Genomic DNA, 16102 nt, shown 5'->3' on the forward strand with positions numbered 1-16102 from the left:
CGCTTCACCATGTCGCACCGACTGCGTACGGCCCGGCGGGGGACTTCCGTCCTCCGGGTCGTGCTGGCGTCCGTGCTCGTCGCCGGATTCGGGGCTACTGTCCCCGTCTCCGCCGGCGCGCAGGACGTCGCGGCCGGCACCCCGCCGACCGTCAACCTGCGTGACGGGCAGACCCTGGAAGGCACCGTCAAGCTGAACGCCGGGCCGACGACCGAGAACGACTCGGTCGCCGCGCTCAAGGTCGATGGTGTCACCGTGGACACCGCGAAGACGGCCGGCACCGCGCACCTCGCCTTCGCCATGGGCGGCAACGGAACCGAGGCGCGGTACCACAACTACCTCACCGTCAACGGCCGTACCGCCGAGGCCGACCGGGTCTACTTCCCGGACATCCCCGGTGGGCAGAGCGCCGCCCTCGACTTCCCCGGCGACTGGCTGCGTACCGGGGTCAACACGATCACCGTCCACGCCGGAGCGAACTGGGTCGACTCCACCAACACCGCCGCTGTCGGCTACGAAGTCCTCCCGTACGGCGAAGGCGGCCGCTGCCCGAACTACGACGACTTCCCGTTGACCAGCATCGGGCTGAGTCTGATCGGGGTCGTCGCCGACGGCGAGCAGAACGCCTTCAGTTACACCTTCGGCGACGGCACCTGCGGCAGCTCGCCGCACCTGCTCACGCAGGACCTGACCTTCGTCGTCTCCGGCGAGATCGGCAGCACCGCCGGGCTCAGCGCCGACCTCGACACCACCACCCTGGCCAACGGCGAGCACGCCGTCACCGCCGCGACGGCGTCGGGTGCGAGCACCTCGGTCAAGGTCACCGTCAACAACGCCCCGGCCGGCGCCGCCAAGGTGACCCCGGCCGACGGCTCTCGCGTACGCGGGACGCAGCCGGTCATCGCCGCCCTGCCGACCGGGACCGACGGCTCGGTGACGTCGCTGAACATCGACGGAGCCGCCGCCGAGAACCCCGTGTCGCTGGCAACCGGGACGGCCGTCCTCGGCCTGACCGTCGAGGCGGGCAACTCGGTCGAGGCGAAGTACCACAACTATCTGCTGGTCAACGGCAACCGGGTGGATCTCGGCGGCGACTACGGCGTGGCCGGCGCGGAGTTCGTCACGGTGAAGTTCCCGCACCGGTTCCTGCACCTGGGCGACAACGTCATCGAGGTGAAGACCGGCGACTACAACGGCACCGTGAACGGCGCGACCTGCGCCAACCACGACGACTTCAAGCTCACCCGCAGCTCGGCGAACCTCGCGCTGACCGGCGCGGGCATTGTCACGCCGGGGACGGCGTACATCGTCTCGACCGCGACGAACGGCACGGTGACCAAGGCCGAGGCGACGACGGACTCGCTCGCGCTCGGCGACGGTACCTGCGGCGCGAACAAGGAGGCGGAGTTCCACTTCGCCGTCGCGGACGCCCCGACCACCGCCACGGTCGAGACGCTCGGTGCCGGCAACGCCCACCTGCGCATGTTCATCGGCGGCAACGGCGCGGACAGCGGCTTCGACAACCAGGTCCTGATCAACGGCATCCCGCTGGCGATGGGCATCTGGGAGAAGGAGACCGCCGACCTGTCCTTCCCGAACGAGTGGCTGACCCCGGGCGTCAACGTCGTCGAGTTCATCGCGGGCAGCGACCACGGCAGCGCCAACGGCGGCTGTGACAACTTCGACGACTACACCCTGCGCGATTTCGAGCTGGCTCCGGCCGGCGCGAAGGCGTCCCTGCTGACCAAGCAGATCGCGGGCGCAAACGTCACCATCGGCTCGTCGACCTATCCGACCGGCAGCCCGGTGACCGTCTGGGTCGGCGACGGCTCCTGCCGCAGCAACAACAACTACGTCCTCGACAAGACGATCCTGTTCGAGGTCACTACCGACGACGGCGGTACGCCCTCCGCGCTCGGCCGCCGCGCCGACGTGAACACCGCCTCGCTGGCCGATGGCGCGCACCAGATCAAGGCGGTGGCCGGCGGCAAGACCGCGACACGACAGTTCACTGTGGACAACACTGCGCCCCAGATCGAGAACAGCACGCCGGCCGAGGGTCAGAAGCTCACCGCGACGGTGGCGCTGACGGTCAAGGTCAAGGACGCCTCCGGCGTCGTCGGCACACCGGTCGTCAAGCTCGACGGCACGGTGGTCGCCGAGGGTTCCCAGATCGGCCACGGCCTGCCGGCCGGAGCGCACACGATCGCCGTCACCGCGGCCGACACCCTCGGCAACAAGGCGACCCGGGAGATCCACTTCACCAGCGCGAGCATCCCGGACGTGCCCACCGACCTGACCGCGACCGTCACCGGCGGCACCTCGCCGTCGGCGACGCTGACGGCCAAGACGCCAGGCGCCGACGGCACCGCCCTGACGGCGACCTTCACCAAGGCCGACGTGGTCCTGCCGACCTCGGGTTACCAGGGCACGGCCTCGGCCGTCCCGACCACGCTCGACGTAGCGCACGACGCCACCGTCAAGGTCGAGTCGCTCAAGCCGCTCGACGGCCAGAGCATCGACACGCCGTCCGGCCGCGACGTCGTCTTCCAGCGCTACGACCTCGCCGTCGGCACCGCCGCGACGCCGGTACTGCGCTGGGAGGGCACCATCGACCCGGCCCGGGTCGTGGCGCTGCGGGTCTGGCAGCCCTCCACGCAGAAGTGGGTGGTGCTCACCAGCGCCCGGGGTCAGGCCGGCAAGTCGACCGTGCTGGCCGCGCAACTGGGCGCGGAGTACCGCGACGGCTCGACCGCGCACGTCCTGGTCACGGGCGAGGACCCGTTCGCCGACGACCTGTCGCCGCACGACTCGACCGCGCAGAACGACAAGGACAAGTTCGAGGACCCGAGCACCTACGACTTCGCGATCGCGCACTACACCGACACGCAGTACCTCACCGAGGGTGCGGCGGGCGGCACCTACGACGACTTCGACGGCACGGCCGAGCCGACCGATCTGGAGACGGCGGAGGAACAGGCGATCTGGCAGGCGGCGTACCGCTCGGAGACGCAGTGGATCGCCGACAACGCGGCCAGCCGCAAGATCGCGTACACCGCGCACACCGGTGACGTGATCGAGAACGACTACTACGACCCGCTGGCCAGGAAGCCGGACGGCTCGCTCCTGCGGCCGGGCCTCGACGAGCAGGTCAACCGGGAACTCCAGGTCGCCTCGGGCTTCCAGGGCATCCTCGACAGCAACGGCCTGGTGAACCAGGTCATCGCCGGAAACCACGACAACCAGCTGGGCGCCGAGACCGGACCGGATTCGCGGTTCAGCAAGACGTTCGGCGCGAGCCGCTACTACCAGGTGGCGCAGGGCTGGCCGGCCGGTTCCGAGTACCACGCCTGGGACGAGGTGACCAACCCCGACGGGACGGTCACCCCGGGCAAGGACAACCAGAACAACTACATCCTGTTCTCGGCGGGCGGCCTCGACTTCGTCGCGGTCGGGCTCTCCTACGGCGTGACGCCGCAGGAGGCCAAGTGGGCGGACTCGATCTTCAAGCGGTACAAGGACCGCAACGGGATCCTGCTGTCCCACGACTACCTGCGGCCGTCGACCAACCCCGACGGGCGGGGCGCGGACTTCTCCGCGCCGGACGGCTCGCCGCTGTACAAGACGGTCGTCGAGGCCAACCCCAACGTCTTCCTGGTCCTCGCCGGGCACGAGCACGGGGTCGGCACGAACCTGAAGACGAAGGTCGGCGTCACCGTCACCCACGACGTGGTGGAGCTGCTGGCGGACTACCAGTTCTACACGGTCTCGGCCGGTGAGCTGTGGCCCGGCAAGATCGACGCCAACGGCGACATCGACGTCAACGGCGACGGCACGATCGACCACAAGGCGACCGACCGGCTGCAATTCGGCGCGAGCTTCCTGCGCCTGCTCCAGTTCGACGTCGCGCGGGCCGAGCTGCACATCGACACGTACTCGCCGTTCCTGAACAACTTCGGGGCGACCGAGTACGACATCCGGCAGGACGGCAGCCAGACCAAGCCGCGCTACAACGGCTCGGAGGACAACCTGACGCTGCCGGTCGACCTGACGACCCGCAAGACGTCGTTCTCGACCGACTCGCTGGCGGCGTACGTGCCGTCCGGGACGATCGGGACGGATCAGGTCACGGCGAACGGCACCGCCACGGCGACCTGGACCGGGCTGGCCCCGGCGACCTCGTACGGCTGGATCGTCACGGCGGAGAGCAGCGACGGCGGTGTCGCGGTCGCTCAGCCGTCCGTGTTCCGCACGACGAAGGGCCGCCCGGAGCTGACCGTCACCACCATCCCGGTGGAGTGGGGGACCGCGGCCACCGTGTCCGTCAAGCTCGCCGCCGCTGGTGTGCCGGTGACCGGCACGGTCGAGCTGCGGGAAGGCGACAAGGTACGCGGTTCGGCGATGCTGGCCGGCGACACGCTGACGTTCCCGCTGCCGGTCGGCCTGTCCGCCGGTACGCACGAGCTGACGGTGTCCTACTCGGGCAACGACCAGCTCGAGTCGGTGCAGACCCCGGTCACGGTGACGGTGAACCTGCCGCCGGCGTGGAACGCGGGTACGCAGTACAAGGCCAACGCCAAGGTCGGCTACGACGGCAAGGCGTACCTGGCCGCGTGGGCGTCGAAGAACGCCAAGCCCGGGGACCCGAACGGCGCCTGGCAGGAACTGGCGATGACCGAGGACGGCGTGGCCGGCTGGACGCCGTCGCGGATCTTCACCGCCGGTGACGTCGTGTCCTACGAGGGCAAGACGTACAAGGCGCTGTGGTGGACGCGCAACCAGAAGCCGGGCAACCCGACCGGGGCGTGGGCCGAGGTGGCTCCGACCCCACCGGACAACAGCCCGGCGGCCTGGACGGCGACCACCGTCTACACCGCCGGTGACCGGGTGACCTTCGACCGCCACGTCTACGAGGCCAAGTGGTGGACCCGCAACCAGGCTCCGGGCGCCGCGAACGGCCCCTGGAAGCTGATCAAGTAAGCGAAGTGGCGACAACCGGATAGGTCAGCGCAGGAACCGGTCCTCGGCCTCGTCGGCGGGGACCGGTTCGGCGAACAGGTGGCCCTGCCCGTACGCGCAGCCCAAGCGGACCAGGTGAGCGCGCTGCTCGGCGGTCTCCACCCCTTCGGCGATGAGCCGCAGGCCGAGTTTGTGTCCCATCAGGATGATCGAGTCGACGAGGTCGCCGCTCTTGGCGTCCTCACCCAGCCGCGACACGAACGACTTGTCGATCTTCAAAGCGTCGATGGGCAGCCGGTGCAACGCCTCCAGCGACGAATAGCCGGTGCCGAAGTCGTCGATGTACAGCTCGCAGCCCAGCGCGTGGATCTCCTCGAGGAAGGTCCGGGCCTGCGCGGGGTCCCGCATGACCACGCTCTCGGTCAGTTCCAGCGCGAGCCAGCGCCCCTCGCACCCGGTCTCGTTCAGGCACTCGGTCAGCGTGCCGATCAGCGTCCGGGTCCACAACTGGCGGTGCGACACGTTCACGCTGACACGCAGGTCCCGGCCTGTCGCCGCCCGCCACGCGGCGAGCCGGCGGCACGAGTCGACGAGGATCTGCTGGCCGATGCCGATGACCAGCCCGGTCTCCTCGGCGATCGGCAGAAAGTCGGCCGGATCGAGCAGGCCCCGGGTCGGATGCTCCCAACGGGCGAGCGCCTCGAACCCGTCGATCCGCCCGGTCGGCAGGTGCACGATCGGCTGCACGAAGGTCCGGATCTCCTGCCGTTCCAGAGCCCGGCGCAGCTCCGACTCGACCTGCAAGCGGCGGACCGCCTTGGTACGCATCGAGTCGTCGAAGACCGCCTGCGAACCCTTCATGCGGGACTTCGCGGTGTACATCGCGATGTCGGCGTCGCGTACCAGATCCTCGGCGGTCGCGGCGGACGAGTCGCCGAAGGTCACGCCGATGCTCGCGGTCACGACCACGTCGTGCCCCTGCACATGGAACGGCTCGGCCAGGCTGGTCTGGAGTCGCCGGGCGACGTCGTCGGCGTCGGAGTTCTGCGCGATGTCGTCGAGCAGGATGAGGAACTCGTCCCCGCCGAACCGTGCCGCGGTGTCCGAATCTCGTAGGTTCTCGTTGATCCGGGCGGCGACCTCGACCAGCAGCCCGTCCCCGGCCGCGTGCCCCAGGCTGTCGTTGACCACCTTGAACCCGTCGACGTCGAGGAACAACACGGCGAAATGGCGGCCGGGCGTACGCCGACGCTGGCGGATCGCCTGCCGGAGCCGGTCCAGGAAGAGCGTCCGGTTCGGCAGTCCGGTCAGGCCGTCATAGAGCGCGGCGGCCCGCAACTGCTCCTTGCCCAGTCGCAGATCGCGGACCATCCGGTCGTAGTCCAGCGTGTGCGACAGCAGCGCCGCCCAGTGGTTGACCGGTTCGCGTCCGGTCTCGACCGCGCGTACCGGGGTGTCGGCGACCGCCAGCAGTCCCCAGTCGCTGTCGTCGACCTTCACCGGCACGACGAAGACGATGCCCTCGGCCAGCCCACCGGCGACGTCGAGCAGGTACGCCGGGGGAAACGCCGTGACGTCCAGCCGCGACGGCAGCTCCGGCGGCGTCCCGCCACGCCGGTACGCCCCGGCGACCTCCAGCGTCGTCTGGTCCCCGGTCCACAGCCCGAGGCAGCCGGCCTCGGCGGGCGTACGCGCGAGCCAGCCGAGCCCGCGCGGATCGTCCCGGTGGCCCAGCAGGAGTTCGGTGCTCACCTCGTACTGCTGGCTCAGCGTCTTCTGCAGGTAGACGTTGTCGTGGAACAGCGCCCGGCCGTGCGCCTGCATCATCGCCCGCATCAGCGGCCCAGCCGGATCGTCCTGTTCGGACACCGTGGTGACCATGTCCATCAGGATCTCGGGCCGTCCGCTGGCCTGCGCCAGCCGCTGCACCGCAGCCGACAGGCCCGGCACGGTCTCGTGCCCGATCGCGTCGGCGACGGCGGCCACGTCCCGGTCGACGGCCGGCGCGGGAACCTCCGGGGCGACCGGCGCCACCGCCGCCCGCAGCTGCTCGGCGACGGTCGCTCCGGCCGGACCTGGTACGCAGCCACACGACTCGCGTACGACCAGCGCCGTCGGCACGTAATGATGGGTGATCGGCTCGCCCGAGCCGTGCAGCAGCCGGGCCAGTTCGGCGATCGCCGTCCGGCCGAGCAGGTGCACCGGCTGCCGCACGGTCGTCAGCGTGGGATCGCCGTACGCCGCGATCCGCTGGTCGTCGAAGCCGATGATGGCCTGGTCCCGAGGCAGGACGAGCCCCTGACCCGTCAGCACGCTCATGATCCCGGCGGCGTTGGCGTCCGTGCCAGCGATGAGCGCCGTCGACGGGATGCCGGCCTCGACCAGCCGCCGCCCGGCCGCCTCGCCGCCCCATTCGTGATTGTCGTCGGCGGCGAAGACGAGCCCGGGATCGACGCCGATGCCGTGCTCATCCAGCGCCTCCCGGTACGCCTCCAGCCGTTCCCGCACGTCGGTCGCGCCGAGGTAACCGGCGAAGGCGATCCGGCGATGCCCGTGCCCGATCAGGTGCGCCACCGCCGCGCGTACGCCCGCCCGGTTGTCCGGCACGATGACCGGGCAGTCCACGTCGGTCACCTCGTCGCCGACGACCACGACCGGCCGCCCGGACTGCTGGACGCTCTTCAGGTACGCCGACCCCACCGCACGCAGGATCACGACCACTCCGGCGACGTGCTCCGCGCCGACGAGGTGGTGGAATTCCGGCGCCCGTTCGATCTCGGTCTGCCCGGTGCCCGCGTCGGTCGTCTGGATCGCGAGGATGTTCGCGCCGAGTTCCCGCCCGGCCCGGGCGATCCCCGTCATGATGCCGCCGAAGTACCACCCGCCGAGAAAGGGCGAGAGCACGCCGAGCGTGAACTCCGTGGACATCAGCGACATGGTATGCCCAAATTGCGAATGACTTAACCCAGGCGCGGCCCGGACCGGCGGAAACAGCTGCCCGAAATGTCACACAAGGCGGGCGCTGCGCTGTGCGTACCATTTGCTGCGGCCGAGGGTCCGCGGGACCCTCGGCCGCACGCACCTAGGGGTTCTGGGTGAGCAGGTGGGCCTTGAAGCCCTCGCCGAACGTCGCGGTCGCGGTGCCGCTGTAGTCGGTGATGAGCACGTTGCCCGAGCCGCAGCCCCACGGGTTCCAGGTCCAGGCGAGGTAGCCGACGCCGTGCGCGTCCGCCCACGCCATCACCTGGTCGATGTAGTCGTGGGCGCAGGTGTTCTGGCCGATCTCACCCGCGACCACCGGCACCTGCGCGGCGACCGTGCCGATCTGACTGTCCCAGCAGGACGTCGTGACGCAGGCGTTGAAGTTGTACGAGTGCCAGGAGGCCACGATGTTGCCCGCCGGATCGGTCGGCTTGTACGCCAGCCACTGGGTCAGGTCGTTGGTCCAGGTCAACCCGGCGACCATGAGGACGTTCGTGGCCCCGGTGGCCCGGACCGCGTTGACCAGGCTCTGCATGCCGGCGACCTGGTAGGAGATGCCGGTGCAGGTGCCGCCGTCACGCAGGCACTTCCAGGCGGCGGTGGCGTCGCTCCAGTTGTTGGCGGCGTCCGGGTACGGCTCGTTGAACAGGTCGAACACCACCGCGTTGGTGCCCTTGAACATGGTGGCGAGCTGCGTCCAGAAGGTCGGCGCGTACTGGGCGTCCGGCATCGGCTTCTGGCAGGTCGCGTTCACATCGGAGCAGGCCGACGAGGTGCCCGTGTAAGTGCCGTGGTTCCAGTGCATCTCGACGATTGGGGTGATGCCGTTGGCCACCAGCAGATCGGCGTACGCCTTCACCGCGGACTGGTAGGTCGAGCCGCTCGGCGTGCCGAAGGTCCCCAGCCAGCAGTCCTCGTTGAGCGGAATCCGCACCGCGTGGATGTTCCAGGCCCTCATCGCGTCGACACTGGCCTGGTCCGGGGTGGCGCTGTCCCACATGCCCTTGCCCTGCACGCAGGCGAACTCGGCGCTGGCCCGGTTGACCCCCAGCAGCCGGTAGGTCGCGCCGCTCGCGGTCAGGATCTTGTTGCCGGACACGTGCAGCGCCGGGGCGGCCGTCCCGCTGGTGCCGGTGACCGTGATGGAGATCGGCGTGGTGGTCGTGGTGGCCCCGAGGTTGTCCACCGCTCGCGCGCTCACCGAATAGGTGCCGGCCGCCACGTTCGTCCACGAGTACGCGTACGGGGACGTGGTGTCCGAGCCGATCACCGTGGAGCCGTTGAGGAAGTCGACCCGGGCGACGGAGCCGTCCGGGTCGCTCGCCGTCGCGGCGAAGTTGACGGTCGCCGGGGCGGTGAACGTCTGGCCCGCCGTCGGACTCGTCAGGCTCGCGCTCGGCGGCTGGTTCGTCCCCGGGCTCGTGCTTGGACTCGTGCTGGGACTGGTGCTCGGGCTCGGTGACGTAGTGCTTCCGGTGCAGGCGACGCCGTTGAGGGCGAAGTCGGTCGGCTGCGGGAACGGGCTCGGCGGGGTGGCGCCGGACGTGGTCCGGGTCCAGTTCCCCTGCAAGCCGACGCTGGCGTTGGTCTGGTTGGTGCCGATCGCCCCGTTCCACCCCGCGTCGGTCGCGGTGATCGCGGTCGTCCCGGTGAAGGTCGCGTTCCACCCACTGGTACGCGTGTGGCCGCTCGGCAGCGTGAAGGTCAGCGTCCAATGCGAGATCGGGTCGCCGAGATTGGTGATGGACAGGGTGGTGGTGAAACCGCCCGAGGTCGGCGTCGACTGCCAGGCGTTCGTGTTGGCGTACGCGACCGTGCAACCCGCCGCGGCCTGCGCCACGCTGGGCAGCAGTACGCCCGCCGCCAGGCTGGTCACCGCGGCCGCAGTCGCGGCGACGATGGTGGACCACCGTTTCATGGAGTCACCCCATATCGAAATACGTATGTGGGAGCGCTCCCATTATTGCGGCGCTGTTTCGTCTGTCAAGAGGCGATCTCTTCGTCCCTGCTCGGCGGCGCTTCTTCGCGCTGGATCAGCCCGCTCGCCGGCGTTTTTCGCGCTGGATCAGGGTTCCTGGCCGAATCTTGACCCAAGATTCGACCTGGAACCCTGATCCAACGGTTACGGCCAGGTCGGCGACCGCCGGATCGGGTCGGCTACGGCCGGGTCAGGTCGAGGCGCGGGGCGACGAGTTCGGCGAACTGCTCGGTGAACTCGACCGGGTGCCGGTCGGGCATCACCTGGATCTCGGTCGCGCCCAGGTCGGCGTACGCCGCCGCCTCGGCGACGAAGGCGTCCACGTCGGCCAGTGGCGCCCGGGTCATCAGGACGGTCTTGGCGATCGCGTCGTAGTCCCGGCCTTCGGCGTCGCAGTGCCGCCGCAGCACGTCGAACTTGTGCGCGACCGCGTCCGGGCCGACCCCGAAGATGTTGCAGGCGTCGGCGTACCGGGCGGCGAGGCGCAGCGTCTTCTGCTCGCCGCCGCCGCCGATCAGGATCGGCGGATGCGGCCGCCGCAGCGGCGCCGGTACGCACAGCGTCTCGGCGAGCTGGTAGTGCTTGCCTTCGAACGGGCCGTCGTCGTCGCTCCAGAACTGGAGGCAGATCCGCAGGGTCTCCTCCAGCCGCTCGAACCGCTCGGCGACCGGCACCACCGGTACGCCCAGCGCCGCCTGCTCGCGCTCGTACCAGGAAGCGCCCAGCCCGAGCCGGGCCCGCCCGCCGGAGAGCACGTCCAGCGTCGTCACGATCTTCGCGAGGACCCCGGGATTGCGGTACATGACACCGGTGACCAGCAGGCCGAGGGTCATGCGCTCGGTGATCGCGGCGAGATAGCCGAGCGTCGTGTAGCCCTCGAGCATCGGCTCCCCGGCCGTGCTGGTCGCCGTCTGCATCTGGAAGAAGTGATCCATCACCGTGAACGACGAGAACCCGGCCTCCTCGGCCAGCCGGGCGGTCTGCGCCAGGGTGGGCGCGATCGCCTCCGGTTCGGCCGGGACGGAGTAGTTCCAGTAGTGAAGGCCGAGCCTCATCGTGTCACCTGCCACTTCGCTAGTACTGCATCACGCAGTACACGACGGTCGGATGGGTGAACCGGTACCACCGGTTCCACTTGTAGTTTTTCGTACACCGGTCGCCGTTGGAGGCACCCGGCACGATGTCGATGACGTGAACAGTGCCTTTCGCTTTGCACTTCGACGCCGCGACCACCCAGCCGGACCCCTTGGGGAACTTGTAGCAGTAGGTCTCGACGAGGTAGAGCGCCAGGCAGAGCCGGTAACCCTCGACCGTGATGTACGGCGACTGCGGGTCGGTGCAGGTGCCCTGCGAGTAGTCGGTGGACAGCACCTTGTAGGTGCCCCGGCTGCCGTTGCAGTTGCCGATCCCGAGGAAGCTGCCCGACTCGTCGACGGAGATGCAGTCGCCGACGTCGACCGGCGACGGCGGGGGAGCGGCTTCGGTCGTCTCCACTACGGTGGGCGGCGAGTACGAGTCGGACGGATACGGGTAGCTCGACTCGTACGACGGCGAGGTCGAGGAGTGGGAGACCGGTTCGCTCTTGTCCCGCAAAAGGAACCAGCCGCCGACGCCGACGCAGCCGCCGATGAGGCAGAGCGCGAGGATGCCGCCGACGATGCCGAAGACCAGGCCCGTCTTGCCCTTCTTGGGCGGTGGGGCCGGCGGGCCGATCGGGGCGCCGGGCGGCACCGGCGGACCCAGCGGCGGAACGGGCGCACCCGTGCTGAGCGTGGGATATGCGGCAGTCGGATCCGTGCCCGGCGGGTTCATGGGGGAACCCGGATACGCCGCCGACGGCGGCTGCTGATAGCCGGGCTGGTTCCACTCCGGAGGCTGGTTCCACTCCGGATAGCCAGGCTGATTCGGCGGAGGGGGTGTGGTCACCCGCCGAGTGTCACACAGGTGATCCACAGCTCGCCAACCGCCGGAGGGCGGGGCAACCGTCTGGCCGCCCCGCCCTCGTTCATCTATCGGTTACGCGACTGATCACGTGACACAGGGGTTGCCGCTGGGGTGCAGCGCCGTGCCGTGGACGTCGGCCGTCGACTCGGCGAGGACCACGTCGGTCAGCAGCGTGTCGAGCACGACCGCCTGCTGCGTGATGCTGGTGCCGGTGGTCGTCGTGCCGTTGAGCTTCAGCGATCCGACGACGAGCGGGATCGTCAGCGGAGCGCTGCCGACCGTCACCGTGACGCCGTTGATCTTCAGTGAGGCGATCGACGATGAGCCCGAGTAGGTCGGCACGAGGCCGCTCGGCCCGGCGGTACAGGTCACCGAGGCCGACGACTGGATGACGCCCAGCTCGATGGTGACCAGACCACCCACGGTGATCTTCGTGGACTCGATCTTCGCGGTGGACGCGGCCTTGTCACCGAGCACCGGGACGATGTTCTGGTTGTTCGGCGACAGGTCGGTGGTCGCGGTGATCACCTTGGCGTCGACGTTCACCAGACCGGAGGTCAGCTTGACGCTGGCCACGGTGTCGCTGTCGGCCGCACACGGCAGGTCCGCCGGGTTGGCCTTGCCGGCCTTGAGGCCGGCCAGGTTCAGCGCGGTCCCCGAGCAGGAGAACACGCCGTTGCGGTCCTGGTCGACGATCGTGCCGACGCCGGTCGGGTCGATCAGCGCCGCCCCGGTCGGAGCGGACAGCGTCACCGTGAAGGTCTCATTGTTCTCGTCGATCGTGTCGTTGACGATCGGGACCGTGACCTGCTTACTGGTCTGCCCGGCGGCGAAGGAGACGACACCGCTGGTGGCGGCGTAGTCGGCCGGGGCCGTCGCCGTCCCGTTGCTGGTGGCGAAGCTCGCGCTCACGGGGAACGGAGCCGGAGCCGACAGCGACACGGTGAAGGTGGCGTTCCCCGCGTTCTCGTTGACGGAGACGTCGTTGATGCTCAGGCCCGGCACCACGACCGTCAGGTTCTGCACGAAGCCGCGGCTCGTGCCGTCGATGAGGAAGTCCACCGCACAGTGGTGCGTACCGGCGGCGGCGTTGGCCGCCACGTTCACCGTTTCGGTGAAGTGCGCGTCGGCACCGCTGGTCACGACCTCGCTGCCCGGGTTGAAGGACAGCGACAGCGGCGGGCCGCAGCCGAACGGCGTCGGGGTAACGGTCACCTTGATCGCCTGGATGCCGGCGAGGATGGCTTCCGAGACCTGGTCCGACGGCACGTTGTTGAGCAGTACGCCGCCGGTCGCGTTCACGATGTCGGTGAACTGGCCACTGACATCGAGGTTGCCCACGTTCACCGCGACGACCCGGACGTTCGCCGCCTGCAGCGCCGAGATCGTCTGGGCGAGCGAGTGGCCGTTGCTCGGGTCCTGCGACGGCGCGTCACCGAAGATGACGATGATGCGCGTGCCGTCCGGCCGGAACGTGACCGCCCCGGTGGACAGCTCGTATAGGGCGTTCAGGTCCGCCTCCGGGAGGTCGCAGCCACCGCCGGCGCTCCAGAGGTTGATCCCGGCCTGCACGGCCGCCGCGTCCGAGGTGATCGCCTGATCCACCTTGAACGGCACCGCGTCGCAGTTGAAGTCCTTGTACTCCGCGACGCCGAACTGTGCGGTCGGCTGGGCCGAGCTGATCGTCGAGAGCACGCCGGCGGCGTTGGTGCGGACGTCGCCGATGGCGGCGCCCATGCTGCCGGTGGTGTCGGCCAAGAAGACGATGTCCGGCTTGGGCGGCACCGTCGGCGTGTGGACGGTCTTGACGATGTCCGCCGTGCCGCCGGGCGGCAGGGTCAGTGTGACGTTCGCAGGTTCGACTCCGGGTTCGGTCGCCGCGGCCGGGGTGGTCGCGAAGCTGAGGCCGGAGGCGAAGGTCGCCAGCGCAGCGAGTGCGATACCCGTACGCAGACGTCCGGACCGCCGTCGGTCGGTCAGGAACATGGTCGCTCCTTTCGCGGGCAGCCGTCATCGGCATCGCCATTCGAATCGCCGTGACGATCCCGATGCGACGGCCAGTGGGGTTGGATGACCACAGTCAAGTAAATGAATTAAGTGCCATCAACTCTTGACTATCCTCAATGGCTGTGCCGATTGATCTCCGTACGCTCGAGGACCGTCCCCAGTGGAGCGGATTGGACGGTGAATGGGTACCCGATCGGCCGATCCGACCGGAGTGGCTATCCCGGTCCCGTGCCCTGTCACGTGAGAATCCCACGCGATTCATGTCCCTCTGTCGGTACTCCGACAATGCCGTGTCTATTGTGGTCCAACCCCGGTTAGTCGGGACCCAGTGGTCCGGACTGCCGGGGTCGGGCTCAGCGGCCCGGGCTCAGCGGCCCGGACTCAGCGGTCGGTGACGATTCCCTCGGCGCGTACGCCGGGATCGGCGGCGAGCCGCAGCCGATAGGTCGTGCCGGCGCGCAGCCCGGTCCAGCACCAGACGTGCCACCCGCCGTCGCCCGGCCAGGCCGCCTCGATCGGGTCGTACCCCGTGCCCTCGACGGCGACGGTCGCCGGTCCTGAAGTGCTGAGCAGGGCGCAGGCCCGGCCGGTGGCGGTCACGAAGGCGGCTGTGTCGGCGGCGTACGCGACCGGCAGTGCTCGCACGTCGGCCGGGGTTCCGGCGTCGACCGGCCGGTTCAGCGGCTCGATGGCGGTCAGGGCGACGGCGGTGGCCCGGCCCGCCGCGCGCGCCTCGCGATCCGCGTCGGCGGCCGCCGACGCCCGATTTCCGGCCTGCTCGGCCGTTGCCCGCGCGGTCACCGCGATCGTCACCACGACCGCCGCCAGCAGCGCGAGACCGATCTTCCTCGCAAACGTGTGCGTCACCGTTCCTCCCCAGGATCGCGCGCTCACGTCTCTCGAACGCGCGTACTAATATCCTTTCACGACAGTTGCCCTTCGTCAACGTTTTCGACGCCGCTGCGGACCTGAGTGATTCGGCGTTCACGCTGCTCAGGGTCTATGACGCGATAGGAGATATGCCACAGTGCGATCACGACGAGGATCGCCGCGACCGCCCAGCCCGGCAGCGGTCCGCCGAACGCGCCGAGCAGCAAGGTGAAGGCGATGGCGGGGACGCCCCAGCCGAACACCCAGCGCACCGGTACGCCGCCGCGCGCCCCGGTGAAAGTGGCGACGAGGAAGTAGAACGCCGCCCCGCCGCAGAGCACCCAGCGGTCGGCCGCCGGCAGATGCCCGCCGGGATGCGCCGCGATCAGGCCGAGCCCGGCGGACATGGCGACGATCGCGCCGGTCATGACGTAGTGCGCGGGGAGGGTGAGGCGGAGCGCGAAGGTGCGGGCGCCGTAGTTGGGCAGTGCGCTGGAGCCGTATTGCAGGGTGAGGTACCAGATCGCGACGAGCAGCCCGAATCCGGCGATCACCGACAGCCACAGCGCGCGGTCCCACTCCGGTACGCCGGCCGCAGCGGACACCAGCTGGGCGACGGCCTCGCCGAGCACGATGATGACGAACAGGCCGAGCCGCTCGCCGAGGTGGGGCGCGTTCGGCTGGGCCGCCTGGATGTCGGGCAGGTCCGGCGCCCGCACCGGCCGCCGCCGGACGTTGCGCGCCATCCGGCGAAGCCAGACCTCCCGCTGCTTCTGCTGTTCGCGCTGCTCGGCGGCGATCTGCTTGTCCGGGTCGAGGGACAGGACGAAGGAGGTGACGATGTCGAGCACGACCCCGGCGAGCCACAGGTAGTACCGCGAATCGGCCAGCCACAGCGACACGATCCACGGGATCACGCCGTTGCCCTGACGGGCCGCCGGCCAGTCGGTCGGGACCAGGTTCGATCGCTTCCAGGTGAACGCGGCCAGGATCCGGCACCCCACGTACGCCAGCACGAACACCCGGTAGTCGTCGCCGTGCCCGTGAACGGCGTGCGGGATCGCCGCGGCCATGACGGCGATGCCGAACATCGCGATCAGGATCGGTCGCTGGCTGACCCGGTCCGCGCGCACGTTGGCGTACAGGCTGAAGGAGGTCCAGACGCTCCACATGGCGTAGTAGAGGATCGCGAAGACGCCGACCTGCTTGAGGCTCAGGTCCTCGTGCAGCAGATGGGCCAGCTGGGCGACGGCCGCCACGATGACGAGATCGAAGAAGAGCTCAAGCCAGGTGGCGTGCCGTTCCTCGACGGCGGCGGGGTTGGACATGATCGGAACTATCTCACCAGCCCGTCCTGGCGAC

At 69.5% G+C, this 16102-nt stretch carries 8 protein-coding genes; 1 reads left to right on the plus strand and 7 read right to left on the minus strand.

Features of this window, described 5'->3' with window-relative positions; translation table 11 throughout:
- Positions 1-9: 9 nt before the first annotated feature.
- Positions 10-4980: a carbohydrate-binding protein gene (locus tag HDA40_RS27880; protein ID WP_253760765.1), complete on the plus strand. Its 4971-nt coding sequence runs from the start codon at positions 10-12 to the stop codon at positions 4978-4980.
- A gap of 24 nt (positions 4981-5004) precedes the next feature.
- Here HDA40_RS27880 and HDA40_RS27885 read toward each other — a convergent pair whose 3' ends face one another.
- The 7 genes from HDA40_RS27885 to HDA40_RS27915 form a co-directional block, all read right to left on the minus strand.
- Positions 5005-7887, minus strand: a complete 2883-nt coding sequence (locus HDA40_RS27885) for an EAL domain-containing protein (RefSeq protein WP_253760766.1) — start codon at positions 7885-7887, stop codon at positions 5005-5007.
- 154 nt (positions 7888-8041) lie between these two features.
- On the minus strand, positions 8042-9859 hold the full coding sequence (locus HDA40_RS27890) for a cellulase family glycosylhydrolase (RefSeq protein ID WP_253760767.1): 1818 nt from the start codon (positions 9857-9859) through the stop codon (positions 8042-8044).
- A gap of 239 nt (positions 9860-10098) precedes the next feature.
- Entirely contained in the window at positions 10099-10974 is an 876-nt protein-coding gene (locus HDA40_RS27895) for an LLM class F420-dependent oxidoreductase (RefSeq protein ID WP_253760768.1), read from the minus strand.
- Positions 10975-10993: 19 nt separating this feature from the next.
- Complete coding sequence (locus HDA40_RS27900) at positions 10994-11845, minus strand: hypothetical protein (protein WP_253760769.1); 852 nt, start codon at positions 11843-11845, stop codon at positions 10994-10996.
- 102 nt (positions 11846-11947) lie between these two features.
- Positions 11948-13849, minus strand: a complete 1902-nt coding sequence (locus HDA40_RS27905) for a Calx-beta domain-containing protein (RefSeq protein WP_253760770.1) — start codon at positions 13847-13849, stop codon at positions 11948-11950.
- Positions 13850-14251: 402 nt separating this feature from the next.
- On the minus strand, positions 14252-14737 hold the full coding sequence (locus tag HDA40_RS27910; protein ID WP_253760771.1) for a hypothetical protein: 486 nt from the start codon (positions 14735-14737) through the stop codon (positions 14252-14254).
- 56 nt (positions 14738-14793) lie between these two features.
- Entirely contained in the window at positions 14794-16068 is a 1275-nt protein-coding gene (locus tag HDA40_RS27915) for a low temperature requirement protein A (RefSeq protein ID WP_253760772.1), read from the minus strand.
- Between the last annotated feature and the right edge of the window lie 34 nt (positions 16069-16102).

It is taken from the genome of Hamadaea flava (assembly GCF_024172085.1).
Taxonomy (GTDB): domain Bacteria; phylum Actinomycetota; class Actinomycetes; order Mycobacteriales; family Micromonosporaceae; genus Hamadaea; species Hamadaea flava.